Here is a 16,593-nt window from a genome sequence, read left to right on the forward strand (position 1 = left end):
CAGCCACCCCACACCCCCAGCAGTCGGACGGACGTCTCGGGACATCCAACCGCCGGAATCACCAACCCGGCCAACCTTCCCGGTCAGAGCACTAGCCGGAGATCCCCGTGGGCTCGTACGGTCACAGGGCGCGGGAGCCCAAGAGGATCCCTACGAACGCGCCGGCCAGGAGGAACGGGCCAAACGGGATCGCCGTCTTCCGTCCACCCCGCCGCGCGAGGATGAGGCTTACGCCGAACAACGCGCCGAACAGGTACCCGGCGAAGGTGCCGATCAGCAGGATCCCCCAGCCGTACCAGCCCAGGACGGCCCCGAGCACAGGGGCGAGTTTCACATCACCGAAGCCGAAGCCCCTGGGGTTGATCAGGAACACCACGAGATAGCAGGCGCCGAGCGGGAGAGAGCCGAGCAGCGCGGTGCGCCAACTGCCGTCGGCACCGGGCAGCAGCGCGGCCCCTCCGAGCCCGGCGAGCGCGGCCGCCGTGAGCGGCAGGACCACCACGTCGGGAAGCCGGTGCACCGCGAAGTCGACCACAGCGAGCAGCACGGCCGTCGGAGCGAGCAGCAGCCACACCAGCAACTCCCGGACGGGCCCCGGTGGCGGCCGCCAGTACGGCGCAGACCACGGCCATCACCAGGGCAACGGCGGACGTGCTCGGGCCGAACGTATCCACGTCGGCGCAGCGGGCTCGCCCCAGCCACCCGTTCCCGATCCCGATCCCGATCCCGATCCCGATCCCGTCGAGAGGGTGCCCTTCCGGGCAGGCCGTTCGCCACGGCTCCTCCGGCAGTACGGAGAGCCGGTACGCGGGGCGCGGTATGAACAGGCCCGTGCCTGCACCCCACAGGACAGCCATGGCGGTGATCCAGAACGTCTCCACCGCAAGGAGCCTAAGCTCAGCTCCGTTCGGATGTCGCGGACGGTCCGTACCGTGAGGAGCACGTGCATGTTGCTGAAGCCCGGCACCACTTGTGAGCAGGCGATCAAGCTGCTGGAAAGCCTGACCAATCAGGGGCTCAACGACGTCCAGAACAGCGTCCCGCACATCTTCGGGAACGCCGTGCCGAGCATGCCCCAGGAGCTGGGCTTCGGCTCGGGGATGACGTGCTGGCGGCGTCTGGCCGCATGGAACGAGGCCGGCGTATGGGAGCAACTGCACCTGGTACTGCTGAAGAAGCTGCGGGCGGCGAAGAAGCTGGACTGGTCGCGGGCGGTGATCGACTCCTCCCACGTGCGGGCCGCTCGGCGGGGCCCAAAAGCGGTCCCAGCCCGGTCGACCGCGCACGGCCGGGCAGCAAGCACCACGTCCTCACCGACGGCCAGGGCATCCCGCTCGCGGTGTCGCTGACCGGCGGCAACCGCAACGACGTCACCCAGCTGCTGCCACTGCTGGACAAGGTCCCCGCCGTGGCCGAAGTGGTCGGCCGACCACGCAGGCGGCCGGACATGCTGTTCGCCGACCGCGGCTACGACCACGACAAGTACCGGCGCCTGCTGCGACAGCGCGGCATCCGCCCGGCCATCGCCGAACGCGGCCAGCCCCACGGCTCCGGCCTGGGCATCTTCCGGTACGTCGTGGAGAGGACGATCGCCTGGTTGCACGGCTTTCACCGTCTGCGCATTCGTTGGGAACGGCGCGATGACATCCATGACGCCTTCCTCGGCCTCGCCACCTGCCTCATCACCTCCCGCCACGCCCAACGCCTTTGTCAGGACCTCTTAGACAGTCACGGCCGACGTGCGGAACGCGGCCACCAGTCGGCTGCTGTCCGCGGCCCGGGTTGCCACGACGACGTGGCTCGGTTCGACGCCGTGTAGCGGGATGGAGGTGAGGTCGGGTCGGGTGCCGCCGGCGTGCAGGGCGGCCGGGATGATGGCCACGGCCTGCCCGGCGGCTATGTACTCGAGCTTGTCCTCGATGGTCTCGACCGAGGGTCCGTCGGGTGCGGGGCGGCCTCCCGGCCGCGGGTCGATGCGCCAGTACGCGTCCCATTCCGGATCCGGGAACCGGGGGATCGGCTCGCCCTCGATGTCGTCGAGCGTGACCGACTCCTTGCCCGCCAGCCGGTGCCCGACCGGTACGAGCAGCATCTTCGGCTCGTCGTACAGGACTGTCACGTCCAGGCCGTCGGTCTGCAGCGGCAGCCGGGTGATCGCCGCGTCGACCCGCCGGTCGAGCAGGGCCTGGCGCGGCTCGTTCCACTTCAGGTGCAGCGTGCGTACATCGGCGTCGGGGTATTTGTGCCGCAGGTTGCGCACCACCGGGGTGACGATCAGGCCCGCGGTGTAGCCGACGGTGATCCGGGTGGGCCGGGCGGCGGCCCGGGCGGCGGCCGTGGCCTGCTGGGCCGAGCGCACCAAGGCGCGTGCGTGGGGCAGGAAGGCCTCTCCCGCTTCGGTGAGCCGCGTGCCTTGTCGCGTCCGGTCGAAAAGCCGCGCACCCACCTGGGCCTCGAGTTGGCTGATCTGCCGGCTCAGCGACGGCTGCGCGATGTGCAGCTCGGCCGCGGCTCGGCCGTAGTGCAGATGTGACGCGACGGTGGTGAAGTAGCGCACCAGCCGAATGTCGAGATCTGTCATGCCTGAATGGTATGACGTGTTCCGGAACAGGTCTTTGATGACCGAGAGTCTGCGTCCCTACCGTGGGTTCCATGGCAAACGACAATGAAATGGCGGCCCGGCGTTTCTACGAGGCACTCTCCACCGGTGACAGCGCGCTGGTCGATGAGACCCTCGCCGCCGGCTGGGAGGCCGTCCCGGCCCTGCGCGCCGGGGGCGGCCCAGAGGGATGGAAAGCGGGCATTGCCCACCTTCGTGCTGTGTTCAGTGACCTGAGCGTCGAGATCGAGCACGTCGTCGTGAACCGGGACATGGTCGCAGTGCGGACGGTCAGCCGCGGAAAGCACACTGGCGAGCTGCTCGGCGTCGAAGGCACCGGCCGCGAGGTCGAGTTCCGGGCGGCCGACTTCCACCACGTGATCGACGGCCGCATTGTGCGGACCTGGCACCTGGAGGACTACTTCTCGATCGCCACCCAGATCGGACTGGAGTTCACCCGTGGCGCTTGACGGAAAGACGGCGGTGGTGACTGGGGCGGCCCGGGGCATCGGATACGCATACTCCCGGCGGCTCGCCGCGGACGGCGCGCACGTGGTCGCCGTTGACATCGACGACCCGGCGGACGTCGTGAGCGAGCTGACGGGCGGCGGCGACAAGCTGGGACTGGTGTGCGATATCAGTGAGCCGTCGCAGGTCGATGCCGTGACCCGCACGGTCCTCGACCGGTACGGGCGCTGCGACATCCTCGTCAACAATGCCGGCATCTTCCCCTTCACCGACCTTGAGCACATGTCGATCGAGCTGTGGCGCAAGGTACAGGCGGTCAACGTCGAATCGATCCTGCTCTTCGCTCGGGCGTTCGCGCCGGGGATGCGGGCCGCACGGTGGGGGCGCATCGTCAATACCGGCTCGGGCATCACCCTGACCCAGAACCGCGACCTCGCGTACATGACCAGCAAGGGCACCGTGCACGTGCTGACCCGGGCGCTCGCCAACGAACTCGGCGACAGCGGCATCACAGTCAACGCGATAGCACCCGGCCTGGTGGCGACCCAGGGCTTCCTGAGCCGGGCCCGACCCAACGGCCCGACAACCGACGAGGTGCTCGCCCGTATGACGGCCCTGCAGACCATCAAGCGCCAGTCGGTCGCAGCGGACCTCGGTAACGCCCTGGGCTTCCTGGTCTCCGACGACGCCGACTTCATCACAGGCCAGATCCTGCACATCGACGGCGGCATGACACGAACGGGAGCCTGACATGCTCGAAGCCATCGCCGACCGTTTCAGCACCTCGCCACGCTCGCCCGTGCTGCACTCCCCCGCCGAGCACGGTCTGGACTTCGAGGACGTCACGTTCCCCTCCCAGGACGGGATTCCACTCGAAGGCTGGTTCGTGCCGGCCCCCGGCTCCGACCGGATCGTGATCGTCAACCATCCGCGATTCTTCAGCCGGTCCGGGCTACCGTCCCATCTGGAGCCCTGGCGGTCGGTCAACGGCGAGACCGGCAATGACATCGACGTCGACTTGGTGCCGGACATCGCGCTCCTCCACGCCGCCGGCTACCACGTCCTCGCCTACGACCTGCGCAACTTCGGCCTCAGCGGCGCCGCCAACGGTGGCGTGACCACCAGCGGCAGATTCGAGTCGCGCGACGTCGTTGGGTCCCTGCGGTATGCGCGGTCGCGTCCTGACCTGCGCGGGGCGCGGATCGCGCTGTTCAGCCGCTGCCTGGGCGCCGACGCCACGCTGTTCGCGATGCAGCGGGCCCCACAGGAGTTTACGGACGTCTGCTGCCTGGTCGCGTGCCAGCCACTGTCGCCGCGCGCGGTTCTGGAGCGAACGCTCGAGCGGCGCTGCATCCCAGCCGAGCGGATGGAGGAACTGGAGCGGCTGATCAGACTCCGCACCGGCTTCGGCCTCGACGAGATGTCCCCGGTCGAGACCGGCGCGGCGGGCAGCGTGCGGGTGCCGACGCTCGTCTACCAGGTCCACGACGACCTCATGACGCGGCCGGCCGATGTCCAGTCCCTGTTCGACGCCATCCCTTCGGACGTGCCGAAGGAGCTGTTCTGGATCCACGGCACCACGCGCCGCTGGGACGGATACCTGCACTTCCAGAAAGACCCTGACCGCATTCTGGAGTGGCTTGCCGACCACATAGGTTAGTGGTTTGTCATGCGGAATTGGCGGGGTATTGGGTCGCCAGCCGGATCGGTGACTCGGGTGCGAAGCGGACCTTCGGCTCGGCGCGGCTGTTCCGGCAGCGTATGTAGGCGGCGACGGCGGCGTTCTCCTCGTCGTGGGTTCGGTGGTCGGTGCTCGCCCTCCAGGGCGGACTCCAGCACCCGCTTGGTCAGCTGCTGCAGCAGCCCACCCTGCCCGGTCAGCTGCAGCCCCTCCGACCGGGCCCGCTCCACCAGCATCGCGACGAGCTGCTCATCGGACACGCGCACAGGCTGCCCCAACTGGGCACTCTCGACAGGCTCCACGGTCTCCAACTCCACGGCGGTATCAGTCACTTGGCGTCTCTCCCTTGATCGTCGGATCCGCCGTTAGATTTACACTCCCGGGACTGCCGCTCATGACGCTCCTTCGGGGCGCGGTCCTGCCGGCAGTGGTGTTCGGGTGGCCAGTTCGAGCAGGTGGTCGACCGGCCACTGGTCGTAGGCGTGTTCGCCGTACTTGGCGGCGAGGATGCGGCCGTCGGGTGCGATCAGGAAGTCGGCGGGAAGGCCGAGCCGTCCGCCGTGCGGCCTGCGGGACGGCGGACGCTCCCGCCCGCGGAGGATCGTCCACGTGCTGCGCAGGACGGCCCGGGCGGTCGGTGCCCAGGCGCGCGGGCTGAGCAAGGCGCGAGGCGACGACTCCACCCCGAACTCGGCGTACAGGCGCTTGGTGGGGTCGGCTATGACGGCGAAGGGGAGGTCGGTCACGTACTCCCGCAGTTCCTCTGCGGGCGAGTGGAAGACCACGATCTCGCGGATTCCCGCTTGAGCGATCTCCGCGTGTCGTCGTACCACCGATTGGAGGTGCAGGTTGCAGATCGGGCAGCCGGCGAACCGCCGGAACTGAAGATGTGTCAGCCGGTCACCGTCGGGCACGGCGACCCGAGCGCCCGAGACAGCCGTGAGGTCATGGGCGCCGACGACGGCGCCAGGCACTGATGTTCCTCTTCGCGTGCGCCTTCGAGGTGTCTGCATGATCCCCCTCCCCTCTTTAGGCGTACACCTTACGCTTACCAGCGTAGGCGTATGCCGTACGCTGTCAACCGTTATGCCTCGCCCTCGTTCACTCACCCCGGACCAGCTCGCCTCGGCCGCCCTCACTGTCCTGGACCGCGATGGCCTCGCCGGCCTGTCGATGCGTGCGGTTGCCAAGGAACTGGGCATGAGCACGATGGGGCTCTACCGCTACGTGGCTGATCGCGACGAACTCGAACTGCTGCTCGTCGAGTCCGTGCTCGCAACCGTCGGCACCGAGCCGCCACCCTCGGACGCGCCATGGGAAGAGCGGATCGAGACCCTGGTGCGGCGCCTGCGCGACACCGTCAGCACCCATCCCGCCGTCGTACCGCTGACGGTCACCCACCGGCACCGGTCCCGCGGGGTGCTGCGCTGGTCGGAAGCCCTACTCACCGTTCTCGCCGAGACCGGCTTCGACGGCGCACGACGCGTCATCGCACTGCGGGCCCTCCTGAGCTACGTCATTGGGGCCATCCAACTGGAGCACCTGGGACCCTTGGCGGGCGAGGGTACGGTCGCGATCTCCGCGCTGCCGCCGATCGAGTTCCCGCGCTTGGCCGAGACCGCACACCACGCACGGGACGTGGGGGCTGACCAAGAGTTCTTCGGCGGACTCGCCGCGCTGATGCACGGCCTCCGCAGGTAACGGCAACGAGGCCCAGCACCCGGCAGGCGGTCATCGCGGCCTGCTGTCCGATCTCGCAAGCAAGCACTGTTGGCTTCGTTCATCGGGATTCCTCCGTGGATACCCCCGTCTTCAGGCGGGGGAGGAAACGGACTCCTGCGGAGCAGGGCGGTGAAAGCCGATGCGCCGCCAGGGCGGATCGGCGTTCACCGCCAACTACCCGCAGGTGAGTGGTAGTTTGTGTGGCGCCCGGTCGGCGATAACCAAGCTGGCCGGGCCTACCGCCGGGCTGGCGGGATGTCAGGTCTGTGGAGCTGGCGTAAGACTGCTGGGCGTACCAACGTCCCTTGCCGTTAGTTCGGGGCAGCTGCTGTCTGAGAAGCAGAAAGCTCGACCCGCGAGGGGAGAATCTCCCTGCTTCAGCTGGGGGAGAAGTCAACTCAAAGAACAGCGATTGTCGCCCGGTTCGGGAGTCAGCTGCCGATCTGCCAGCTCGTGAATGTCGACGAGAAGCGACGGCACTGTCGAGTCCTCGAACTCGGGACGGTCCACAGCCCGTCAGGGCAGTGGACCGCCGAAGCAGGTAGCGGCAGGCGAGACATATGCGGCCGATGGGGTGCTACTTAAGGATCTGCAGACTCCAGGTGTCCGCCTCGGGACTGCGCCGGTAGAAGACGTTCGGCTGAACCGGGTCGCAGGTCGCCAGCAGAATGTCTCCCTGGCCGAGCACAACCGACTGCTCGACTCGTGTGGAACGTCGCCTGCGGGTTCGAAGAACCTCAAGCCTTAGTGAGTGCGAGCCTGGAAGAAGAGGGACGAAGCGAACCGTTCTGATGGTGCTCCGATCCACGCTGCAGAACTTGCGCTCGCCTTCCGTGACGGACACCAGGCACCACTTGGGTGACATGCTGCGGGCAGGGTCGCGCAGGTCCACCTGGATCAGCAGGCCGGTCCGGCCTCGCCGTCGGGCCCTGTGGATGAGGTAGCGGGAGCGCCACTTCAACCGGCCGCCGAAGACACTGTCCACCTGCACCGCAACGTCTCCCACGCTTCCCTCGCCTGCTCGCCGGTCAAGTCACCGACTGCCCAGGCTGGCACGGACGCGCTGGAACCAGAAGTGCCCCGACTGGCAGCGTGAACCGACAGAATCCTGCCGGGAACAGCGGTGCCGAGCCCGCTGGAGTCAGCCGGTCTTGGCAGGCTCTTCGGCCCGTGCCCGGGTGCTGGCAAGGCGATATGAGTCGGTCCCGGTCTCGATGATGGTGCCCTCCGCCACCGCACCGGAACGTGGTCCGCCCTCGTCGTCCTCGACGCCCCTGCCCACGACAGGGCCGAGGCGTCAGGAGCGCTGATCCTCCACGACCCACGGGCTGGCGCCACCAATGTCGGCCATCCCGGCCTGCCCTGGGGCCGTCCCGTCACCGTGCCAACCGCCCCCGGCACGCTCGTGCTCGTCCCGGGCTGGCTGGCCTGGCAGATCGCCCCCGTACACCCCGACGAGCACCGCACCGTCCTCACCGCGGACTCAGCATGAGACCTGCCCTCCGCTCGGAGGCCGACTACGCGGCCAGTTCGGCGGCTGTGGCGGCGGCCGCGTGCCACAGCCGTTCGAACCGTGGGGTGGCCCGACCCTCGCGATCCGGGACGAGCCGCGGGCTGCCGGAGCCTCTGGGCCAAGTACACGGCACTGGCCGAGAAGCTGCCCCAGGGCGCCGACGGGTCCGCCCGGCTCCCCGACCCGGCCTCGGCTCGGAGAGGACGAGCTGCCCATCGAGGTCCACAACAGCCTCCCCGTCCTCCGCCAGCGCCTGGGCAGCAGAAGCAACGTCGCCGTCCGTATCGGCCAGGACGCCAAGGGCCGGTACGTGCTCGTCGTGGAATCCTCAAAGGCCACAGTGCACATGCTCTTCGAGCCCGACTGCTCTCACGCACCGTCGGCTGGCACAGCGCATGTCCCCTCACGTGTCGTACAAGCCATCCCACGGCGCGCTGAACCCGAGCCGGTTCGGGTAGAACTCGGCCCAGTCGTCCTGTTCCTCTCCCTCGGGATATTCCCGTGGCACTCGCTGACCAGGCCGAAGAGTGCGCCGTCGACCTCCACGGCGAACGGGGCGATCGCGATGTCTGTGAAGTGCCGCCCGGGCAGCGCGTACAGCCACTCGTGCAGGAGCCGCTGCGCGATCTTGGAATTGCTGGGGGTGGGGTCGATGTCCGTCCCTTCCGTGTTCTATCCGGCGAGGGCGAGGACCATCTCGTCCACGCCGGTCAGTCGGCGCTGCCGCTTCTTGACGATCTGCGGCTCGAAGGTGCCGGCGGTGTCGCGGGGCACCTTCACCTCGACCGGGCCGACGTCGGTCAGCACCGTCTTGGCCCGGGTTCCGTTACGGCTGTTGCCGCTGTTCCTGCCCGCCGCGTCGTGCTTGTCATAGCCGACATGATCGGTGATCTCGCCCTCCAGGGCGGACTCCAGCACCCGCTTCGTCAGCTGCTGCAACAGACCACCCTCCCCGGTCAGCTGCAGCCCCTCCGACCGGGCACGCTCCATCAGCATCGCGACGAGCTGCTCATCGGACACGCGCACAGGCTGCCCCGACTGGGCACCCTCGACAGACTACAAGGTCTCCAACTCTACGACTGCTTCAGTCACTTGGCGTCTCTCCCTTGATCGTCGGATCCGCCGTTAGATTTACACTCCCGGTGCCGGAAGACGTAAGGAGGCCGAGTTTGCGTTGGAGACCTGGCAGGAAGGCAGGCCGTCGCCGGGACGGGGATGGACCGCATGAGGATGTGTTCCCTTCGCAAGCTGTCTCACATCCGTGGGATGTCCGGGATGAGCGCTGGCGCGAGTGGTTGCGGCGTTCGCGGGTCGGCGTCGACCTGGTCGCGTGGTGGGACGGCGGCGACATACGCAGTCGTATCGGCGACATGCCCTACCGGGAGCGCCTTGTCGACCTGCTGTCCCGGGCCTCGCCTCGGGACTGCGCCGCGATGGGCCTGGGCTGCAGTAGCCGTGTCGACCGGTCGTGCCGGGAGCCGGAGACCTGCGGCCAGGATCCCATCGGTCCCTCCGCCGCCAGTGCCGCTCCGTATCGTGCGGGTCCGTTGCCAGGTGCCTGCAGTTCCTTCGTGGACTGCTGGAGCGATTTGGAACTGCATGTGGAATTCTCCGCCGACGACCGCCACCGGGCCGTGCACATGAGCGACCGGAACCGCTCGAGCGAGGTCGGCGTGTGGGTGGACGGCGTTCGGCTGATGGTGGACGCCTGGCTGGATCAGTCCGGGTACTGGGTGGGCGATCGGTTTTACGTGCTGCAGGCAGCGGGCCCGGAAGACCATCCCGATCAGCAGATCGCCCTCGGCCTGCTCGGCTACAGGATTCTCTCGCTCGTGATCCACGACGCCTGGCGGAGGACGACACGCGTATTCGTCCCGGATGCCTCGGAGACATGGACCAATCCGTTCGTGCGGCTGGAGAGCGATCAGTTGCATCTGTACGCGGACGAATCCGCGGTCACGGGTGACCGGCCCGACCGATCGGTGCCTGCCGAATCGCCACTGCCTTGACCCGTCCCGGCCGACAAACCTCGGACTGGCCATCCTGACGTGGCGACGAACACGATGGTGAGGTTCCCCCGGTGTGCGGGAGCTGCTGATCAGCTGGTCAGGGCGGGTTGACGGGGTTTCAGGGGCGTTCGTTCGGTCGTTGCCCGCTCGGCGTAGTGCTTCTCCTCGAACTCGACGGGGTTGACGTAGCCGAGCCGTTTCTGGATGCGTCGGCTGTTGTAGAAGCCGTCGATGTACTCGAAGAGCGCGAGGTTGGCCTCGGCCCGGGTGGTGAAGGTGCGGCCGCGGATGCATTCGGTTTTGGTGAAGCTGATCCTCTGTCGTAGGTGGGTCTCCGGGGGCGCTGAGTATTACCTGAGTTCGACGGTGTAGCTGCTGCCGTCGAAGGTCCATCCGTCGGTGCCTTCGCCGATGTCTTCGACGATGACGTCGTCGATGAAGTGGTCTTCGAAGTCGTCGTCGGTGAGTTCGCCGGCCGTCCAGAGGGCTTCGATCGCGGTCCAGTCGCCGGGGCGGCCGTCGATGCGCAGGGGGGCGGCGTCGCGTGTTCCGCGTTGGCGTCGGTCGGTGCCGGTGGTGACCCAGCCGCTGATTTCGAAGTCGCCGTTTTTGAACCGGTCGGGGATGGGGTCTGCGGGGACGAGGGCGACGTTTTCGTAGGCGGTGTGGATGAGGTCGCGGTAGCTGCGGCGGACGTTGTAGTCGGGGTCGGACAGCCAGTTGAACAGGGTCTGCGCCGTCACGCGGAGGCCGGCGTCTTCCAGGGCCTGGTAGCCGCGGCGGGTGCCGGTCAGCTGGGAGAGCTGGGCGTGCCAGTGTTTGGCGTTGTAGGAGGAGAGGTGGTGGCGTGGGGTGACTTGGGTGCGCAGGAGGTCGCCGAGGGCGGCGCCGAGGGTTTCTCCGTGTCCGGTGGGTCCGGCCATCAGTCGTCACCTTCGGGGATCATCTGGCCGGGCTGGATGAATTTGGCTTTGACCTCGCCGAAGCCGGTGCCGATGCGGTAGGTGTCGGGGGGTGTAGCGGGGGGTGTCCAGAAGACGGCGGCGTCGACGTTGCGCAGGGCGATGAGTTTGTGGCCTTCCTGGACGGCTTTGAAGGCGGCGATCCAGTGGCGGACGGATGCTTCGGCGACCATGGCCATGCGCCAGTCGGGCCGCCAGAACGGGGATCGTTGTTCCTGGCGCTTGGGCCACAGCAGGCGCAGTGCGATCGACAGCCGGGTCTTGTAGGCCTTGTAGGGGTCGCCGCCGGCCTGGACGAGTTCGGTGCGTGCCTGCCGGGCCGCGGTGTAGAAGGGCTTGAGCAGCGACTCGTTGGCCTTCCCGGACCAGGAGTCGTGGATGGCCGGCATCGTGGCGAGGTGGCCTTCGCGCACGAGCCGGTCCAGCAGTTTGATGTGCGGGGTGGTGACCCACACGCGGCCCTGCTCGTCGGGCCGCTCGATGATCCGCCCGAGCGGGTGCGGCATGTCCGTGCGGGTCCACTGGGGGATGTCGATGAGGTAGATACCGGCGCTGGCCTTGTCGAACGCTTCAAGGGGGCCGGTGTGCAGGAGCTTGTTCGGGGCCAGGGGGACGGCCGAACAGGCGGAGGGGTAGCTGCCGTTGCGGTCGATCAGGCACAGCACCCCCTCGCCGAACGCGTCCGGCACATCGAGGCGGTCACGCCGGACCCGCTTGCCGTTGTCCCGGATGAAGGGCACCCGCGTGCTGGTGACCTCGGGGTGGACCCAGCGGGGCTCGCCGTCCATGTGCTCACTGATCAGCGGCCACGGGCCGCTGTCGCGCTCCTCGAGGCGGATCACCTTGATCGGGTGCATCTTCGAGCGGCCGACCGCGTCCTTGAGGATCTTCAGCGCCGGGAAGGGCGCGTCTTCCGGCTCGTCCTCCTCGTCCCCCGGCTGCAGTTCCACGTCCGCTGCTGTGTCGTCTTCGTCGTCCGGAACGTGTCCGCTGTCCGCGGTGGGTCTGTTGGCGGCGGGCTGCCCGGGGAGGCCGGCGGACACGGCGGTGCGGTAGGCGTTCAGCGCGGCGGCGAGGCGGCGCCCCTCGGCGTCGTCCGGCAGGTGCTGCGGCGCGGCGGCCGTCTCGGCCAGGGACGGCCCGAGTTCGGCAACGGCTGCCTCGTCACCGCCGGCCAGCGCGGTGCGCAGCGCCGCCAGTATGTGCGTGAGGGAGGCCGGCAGCCCCTGCCGGGCGCCGGAGGTGTAGGGAAGCGCCGCGTCGGCCAACTCGCGCTCCACGGCACCGCCCACACTCTTCTGCGCGGGTGCGGCCTCGCCCGTACGGGCGGCGGGGGCGGATCCGGCGTCAAGGAAACGGGCGTGCAGCAGATCGGGGCTCAGGTATGCCGAGCCGATCGTGCCGAAGTCCCGTTCCGCGACCGTCACCTGGACCTGGGAAGGGTCCTCGGCCGGTGCCAGCGTCAGCGTCACGTCGGCGTCGAGGAGGGCCAGGAGGGTGGGGTCGGTGCTGTCCACGATGACGAGGACCGGCACGTGCAGAGTACGCGCGAGAGTGGCCAGAACCTGTGATGCGGCCGGGAGTCGCTCCCCCGACAGCGGAAGCCGGGCGTTGTGGGCGGCCTGCAGCCGGTCCACGACCACCAGGGCCAGGTCCTGGACGTAGGGGGCGGTCTCCGCGATCGCTTCGGCGGTCAGGTCACTGCCGTCGTCGATCAGCAGCGGTGCCTGGACCAGTTGCTGAGCGACCTGCTGCTCGTGGTCGGTGAGGCGGCCCTGCTTCAGGCGTGGGTAGTCGCCGCCGGTTTCCGCGGAGATGATGCGGCGCATGATGTCGGCCTGGTTCGGCCCCGACGCCGCGTACAGGACCCGATGGTTGTCGACGAGCGCGGTCTGCCGCGCGGCAGCCAGCCCGAGCAGGCTTCCACCGACGTTCGGGGCGGCCGCCACCAGCGTCAGCCGGCCTGACTGCAGACCACCCATTGCGGCGTCCAAGCCGGGCAGCCCGAACGTGGTGCTGCCGACCGGGCCCGCGGTGAGTGCGGCGCCGATGGCGTCGCCCAGCGTGGCGAGCCTGCGCGGCGCCCTCTCGCGTTCCGAATGGTCTTGGCTGTTCACCGCACCTCCTGCGGGCGTCGCGCCCGTTGCCGCGGCCGGAGCGGATGAAGGGACGGCGGAGACGATGTCGGCGGGCAGGAGTACCGCGACCGGTGTGGTGTTGCGCAGGAGCACCTGCGGCTGGCCCTGAGCCGCTCGCGTGAGGAGGTCGCCGAAGTCCTTCTGCGCCGCACTGAGAACGTGGGACGGCAGGACCTCGGCCTTCCGCGCTGCGGGCAGCCGGTCGAGCGGGGCCAGCAGAACGCGATCCTGACGCCTCTGCCCCTTATAGATCAGGGTCGTGCGGCCGTCGTCCTCGGCACGCTTCACCAGAGCGTAGAGGGCGTTACGTGCCTCGGTCGCGTTCATCGCGTCCTGTTCGTGCGCCGACTGACTCACTCACCCTCCCAGACTATCAATTCACCCTCATAATAGCAGAACTCACACACTTGAAGCCCTAAAGTCACACTTATTCTCATGAATCTCACTCATTCGCGGAGACCATCATCGATGTCGGTTGATTGTCGCGAGTACAGCACTGCCGGGGCAGGCAGTCTGGCCGCCGCAGACCGAAGGTCGGGACCTCGACAGCCGGCCCCGACCTTCCACTCACGCCGCCCGCGGGCGATCACCCCCCGCCTGGCACGGCCTCAGCTCCGCGCCTTCGGCTCCTGGTCCAACACTTCGGATGCCTCGTTGTACGCAAGGTGTCCGACGGTGGAGTGGGCCGTGCTCAGGTTGCCGTGCAGGCCGCCCGCGAGGTCGCGATCTCCCCAGTAGTCGGACATCAGCAGTCCCCTGTCGTGGAGGCCCTGCACGGAGGTCTCCAGGAGGTCGAGAGCGGTCTTCATCTCTCCGGCCGCACGGGTGAGGTAGCTGAGGATGCGGTACGCCTCCAGCGAGTACTTGATCCCGCCGTCCTGAAGGGCGTAGACGAGTTCGACCAGGGAACGGGCCGCGCCCTCCGCGTTCTGCTCAATGTTCTTGGTGTCCTCGCTCATCGGGATTCCTCCGTGGATACCCCCGCCTTCAGACGGGGGAGGAAACGGACTCCTGCGGAGCAGGGCAGGGAAAGCCGATCCGCCGCCAGGGCGGATCGGCGTTCACCGCCAACCACCCGCAGGTGAGTGGTAGCTTGTGTGGCGCCCGGTCGGCGATCACCAAGCTGGCCGGGCCTACCGCCGGGCTGGCGGGATGTCAGGTCTGTGGAGCTGGCGTAAGACTGCTGGGCGTACCAACGTCCCTTGCCGTTAGTTTGGGGCAGCTGCTGTCTGAGAAGCAGAAAGCTCGACCCGCGAGGGAAGAATCTCCCTGCTTCAGCTGGGGGAGAAGTCAAGTGGTTCCGGCTCTCCATACACGGGGTGGTCAAAGACGGTCGGTGAAGTGGCAGCGGGGGTGTACGGCCGGCATGCGGGGCGGGTCGGCCGTACGCCCCCGACGAGAGCAGCGGGCCGTACAGCGAGGCCGGTCCCCTCAGGCGGTCGGTCTCCAGCCGTGTGGTGGTCGCCGGATTCAGTACCTGGGTGCGCCGCAGCCGGATCTCTGATGGCGGTCAGGTCCGACAAGCTCCCCTGGCCGCGCATAGGGCCGAGGAGCTTGGGCCCGTAGTGCGTCCACAGTTCCAGCGCGGCCTCCAGGAGTGCCGCGCGGTCCGCGCGGGGCATCCCCTCGACCGCGGCCGCCAGCAACCGTGCGTCGCCTGCGTGGAGACGGGTGTGTTTGACGAGCGGGTAGAAGATCCGGATGGGCTTGGCGGAGGGACTTTCCGCGTCCGGCTCGTGGATCACGTGCAGGTTGTAGACGGATGCGGCTGTCACCGCGAGCGCGATCGGGTCGTCGTCGAGGAGCTTCGCCGTGAGGGACTCCTGGCACGGAGCGCACTGCTCGATGCAGGCGCCGATCAGCCCGGAGGCCGTTCGCATGTCCGGCGCGGTCTCCAGTCCCCACCGGGCGGGGACGGCCGGCTGGAGGTCCGTGTTCGACGGGCCGCCGTCGTGCTGGTGGAGGGTGCCGGCGTTGGCGGCGGCGTACGCGGCGCCCCGACTCTCTACACGGCCCGACGCCACCACCTACGTCATGTCCGGTTGTGGACCGCTTACAGTGGGTCACTGCCGCCGAGGCGTCACCTCTCGCATCGACCTGACCGTCGACGGCCCGTGTCCCTCTCTCCCCGTCGGAGTCATCATGGGCCCGCCCTCGCGACCCTCACGCCGCTCCGGGACATCGATCCTGCCGATCCTGCTCGTCCTCGGGGCCCTGATCCTCGTGGCAGTCTCCGTGGGATCGTGGCTGCAGTACACCGAGCGGCAGGCGAACGACACGATCCGGACGGTCGGATCGCGAACCGCCGACCGCGTGGACGTCGAGGCCACCGTCCAGAGCGTCGACGCCGCGGCCAGGGAGCTCGTCCTGCGCATCCGGGTCACACCGCAGGGGACTCTCGGCGAAGCGGGCGGGACCGCTCCGGTCGCCGATCTGAGCCTCCAGGCGTCCGGCGCCTCCCTCGGTGACGTGACGTTCAAGGCGCACGAGCGACTCGCGCCCAGGGATGTGCAGGTCGCGCTCACGGGTGGATCGATCAGTGACTACCCGTTCGACAGCTACGACGCCGACATCGAGGTCTGGGCGACGCTGGGTGGCGAGCAGGTACCGGTACGGCTGCTCTTCTCCAACAACGCCACCCTCTTCGCCGTCTCCACGACGTCCCCGTCCTCGGCGCAGGAGGCCGCGGTGGCGCTGCGGCTGTCCCGATCGGGCAGCCTTCTCGTCTTCGCCGTCTTCATGATGGTCGTGATGTGGGCACTGGCGGCCTCCGTGCTGCTCGGTGCCTGGTACCTGACGATCCGGGGCGAGGGCCTGGTCTGGCCCGCCCTCGCCTGGATGGCCGCCACGCTCTTCGCTCTCGCCGCGTTCCGCAACACCGCCCCCGGCTCCCCTCCGATCGGCTGCGTGCTCGACTGGTTCGCCTTCCTTTGGGCCGAGACCGTCATCGCCCTGTGCCTGATCACCGTGGCCGTCACCAGCGTGCGCCGGTCGCTGCGCGCCTCCCCCTACTAGACTCCACGCTTCGAGGGGATTGACAGTTCGCCGAGGCAGACTGCCGGTCCTGCCCGGATCGCACGCGGTGCTTGTCCTCCGCGACGCGACCCGGCCCCGCTCAATAGCAGTGCTGCCCAGGCCGCTGCATGAGATCCAGACGCAAAACCGGCTCGACCAGCAGACCGAGCACTGGCAGCACCGTTACGCGATCCGCGCCGGTATCGAGGCCACTCTCTCCCAGAACGTCCGCGCCCACGGGCTGCGGTGGTCCCGCTACCACGGTCTGGCCCGCACCCACGTCCAACACGTCCTCACCGCGATGGCCTGCAACGTCGCCCGAATCACCGACTGGATCGACGCCACACCCAGAACACGACGCCGGGCCACCCACTTCCGCACGCTGTGCTCAGCCACCTCCTAATGATGTTGTCAAACCGCAGGCGTGACGGACGGTTTGCTTTGGTAGCACTGTCCGTCACGGATGAGGGCCCACAGGACGTTGAC

General features: G+C 68.4%; 15 protein-coding genes and 4 pseudogenes. 8 read left to right on the plus strand and 11 right to left on the minus strand.

Annotated elements, in window-relative coordinates; all coding sequences use genetic code 11:
* Window positions 1-121: 121 nt before the first annotated feature.
* A pseudogene (locus ACIRVK_RS43735) lies at window positions 122-857 on the minus strand (prepilin peptidase).
* A 213-nt stretch (window positions 858-1,070) separates the two neighbouring features.
* Between ACIRVK_RS43735 and ACIRVK_RS43740 the strand changes: the two are divergent.
* Window positions 1,071-1,684: pseudogene (locus ACIRVK_RS43740) on the plus strand (IS5 family transposase); the annotation flags it as partial.
* A 36-nt stretch (window positions 1,685-1,720) separates the two neighbouring features.
* On the opposite strand, the gene ACIRVK_RS43745 reads toward ACIRVK_RS43740, so the two are convergent.
* Window positions 1,721-2,581, minus strand: coding sequence for a LysR family transcriptional regulator (locus ACIRVK_RS43745; protein WP_404257471.1), 861 nt, complete (start codon window positions 2,579-2,581; stop codon window positions 1,721-1,723).
* Window positions 2,582-2,652: 71 nt separating this feature from the next.
* Here ACIRVK_RS43745 and ACIRVK_RS43750 point away from each other — a divergent pair, with 71 nt between their 5' ends.
* Genes ACIRVK_RS43750 through ACIRVK_RS43760 form a run of 3 tightly spaced genes read left to right on the plus strand, consistent with a single transcriptional unit; the run spans window position 2,653 to window position 4,727 of the window.
* Window positions 2,653-3,069: an ester cyclase gene (locus ACIRVK_RS43750; RefSeq protein ID WP_404257473.1), complete on the plus strand. Its 417-nt coding sequence runs from the start codon at window positions 2,653-2,655 to the stop codon at window positions 3,067-3,069.
* A 16-nt stretch (window positions 3,070-3,085) separates the two neighbouring features.
* The gene (locus tag ACIRVK_RS43755) at window positions 3,086-3,817 is read left to right on the plus strand and encodes an SDR family NAD(P)-dependent oxidoreductase (RefSeq protein WP_404257497.1); all 732 of its coding nucleotides are present in this window, start codon (window positions 3,086-3,088) and stop codon (window positions 3,815-3,817) included.
* A gap of 1 nt (window position 3,818) precedes the next feature.
* Window positions 3,819-4,727, plus strand: coding sequence for an alpha/beta hydrolase (locus ACIRVK_RS43760; protein WP_404257475.1), 909 nt, complete (start codon window positions 3,819-3,821; stop codon window positions 4,725-4,727).
* Here ACIRVK_RS43760 and ACIRVK_RS43765 read toward each other — a convergent pair.
* Both ACIRVK_RS43765 and ACIRVK_RS43770 read right to left on the minus strand, forming a co-directional pair.
* On the minus strand, window positions 4,724-5,080 hold the full coding sequence (locus ACIRVK_RS43765) for a hypothetical protein (protein ID WP_404257477.1): 357 nt from the start codon (window positions 5,078-5,080) through the stop codon (window positions 4,724-4,726). The genes ACIRVK_RS43760 and ACIRVK_RS43765 overlap by 4 nt on opposite strands.
* 60 nt (window positions 5,081-5,140) lie before the next feature.
* The gene (locus ACIRVK_RS43770; protein ID WP_404257479.1) at window positions 5,141-5,761 is read right to left on the minus strand and encodes a peroxiredoxin-like family protein; all 621 of its coding nucleotides are present in this window, start codon (window positions 5,759-5,761) and stop codon (window positions 5,141-5,143) included.
* A gap of 73 nt (window positions 5,762-5,834) precedes the next feature.
* Here ACIRVK_RS43770 and ACIRVK_RS43775 point away from each other — a divergent pair, with 73 nt between their 5' ends.
* Window positions 5,835-6,449, plus strand: coding sequence for a TetR/AcrR family transcriptional regulator (locus tag ACIRVK_RS43775; protein ID WP_404257481.1), 615 nt, complete (start codon window positions 5,835-5,837; stop codon window positions 6,447-6,449).
* Window positions 6,450-7,611: 1,162 nt separating this feature from the next.
* Here ACIRVK_RS43775 and ACIRVK_RS43780 read toward each other — a convergent pair.
* Window positions 7,612-7,695 (minus strand): annotated as a pseudogene (locus tag ACIRVK_RS43780) (ATPase); the annotation flags it as partial.
* Between the two features lie 969 nt (window positions 7,696-8,664).
* Window positions 8,665-8,979, minus strand: a pseudogene (locus tag ACIRVK_RS43785) (transposase); the annotation flags it as partial.
* A 575-nt stretch (window positions 8,980-9,554) separates the two neighbouring features.
* On the opposite strand from ACIRVK_RS43785, the gene ACIRVK_RS43790 reads away from it, so the two are divergent.
* On the plus strand, window positions 9,555-9,992 hold the full coding sequence (locus tag ACIRVK_RS43790) for a hypothetical protein (protein WP_404257483.1): 438 nt from the start codon (window positions 9,555-9,557) through the stop codon (window positions 9,990-9,992).
* A gap of 89 nt (window positions 9,993-10,081) precedes the next feature.
* On the opposite strand, the gene ACIRVK_RS43795 is transcribed toward ACIRVK_RS43790, so the two are convergent.
* From ACIRVK_RS43795 to ACIRVK_RS43815, 5 genes are all read right to left on the minus strand, one after another.
* Complete coding sequence (locus ACIRVK_RS43795) at window positions 10,082-10,306, minus strand: IS3 family transposase (protein WP_404257499.1); 225 nt, start codon at window positions 10,304-10,306, stop codon at window positions 10,082-10,084.
* 36 nt (window positions 10,307-10,342) lie between these two features.
* Window positions 10,343-10,915 carry a hypothetical protein gene (locus ACIRVK_RS43800; protein ID WP_404257485.1) on the minus strand — a complete coding sequence of 191 codons (573 nt, stop codon included), beginning with the start codon at window positions 10,913-10,915 and terminating at the stop codon, window positions 10,343-10,345.
* Window positions 10,915-13,449 carry a DnaB-like helicase C-terminal domain-containing protein gene (locus tag ACIRVK_RS43805; protein ID WP_404257487.1) on the minus strand — a complete coding sequence of 845 codons (2,535 nt, stop codon included), beginning with the start codon at window positions 13,447-13,449 and terminating at the stop codon, window positions 10,915-10,917. Before ACIRVK_RS43805 ends, ACIRVK_RS43800 begins: the two co-directional genes overlap by 1 nt.
* Window positions 13,450-13,700: 251 nt before the next feature.
* Window positions 13,701-14,051 carry a hypothetical protein gene (locus tag ACIRVK_RS43810; protein WP_404257489.1) on the minus strand — a complete coding sequence of 117 codons (351 nt, stop codon included), beginning with the start codon at window positions 14,049-14,051 and terminating at the stop codon, window positions 13,701-13,703.
* A gap of 315 nt (window positions 14,052-14,366) precedes the next feature.
* Window positions 14,367-15,116 carry a hypothetical protein gene (locus ACIRVK_RS43815; protein WP_404257491.1) on the minus strand — a complete coding sequence of 250 codons (750 nt, stop codon included), beginning with the start codon at window positions 15,114-15,116 and terminating at the stop codon, window positions 14,367-14,369.
* 118 nt (window positions 15,117-15,234) lie between these two features.
* Between ACIRVK_RS43815 and ACIRVK_RS43820 the strand changes: the two genes are divergently transcribed.
* Window positions 15,235-16,107 (plus strand): DUF4436 family protein, encoded by an 873-nt coding sequence (locus ACIRVK_RS43820; RefSeq protein ID WP_404257493.1) that lies wholly within the window; start codon window positions 15,235-15,237, stop codon window positions 16,105-16,107.
* A 67-nt stretch (window positions 16,108-16,174) separates the two neighbouring features.
* Window positions 16,175-16,510 (plus strand): transposase, encoded by a 336-nt coding sequence (locus ACIRVK_RS43825; protein ID WP_404257495.1) that lies wholly within the window; start codon window positions 16,175-16,177, stop codon window positions 16,508-16,510.
* Window positions 16,511-16,593: the final 83 nt, after the last annotated feature.

This window comes from Streptomyces sp. NPDC101152 (assembly GCF_044768275.1).
In the GTDB taxonomy this organism is placed as follows: domain Bacteria; phylum Actinomycetota; class Actinomycetes; order Streptomycetales; family Streptomycetaceae; genus Streptomyces.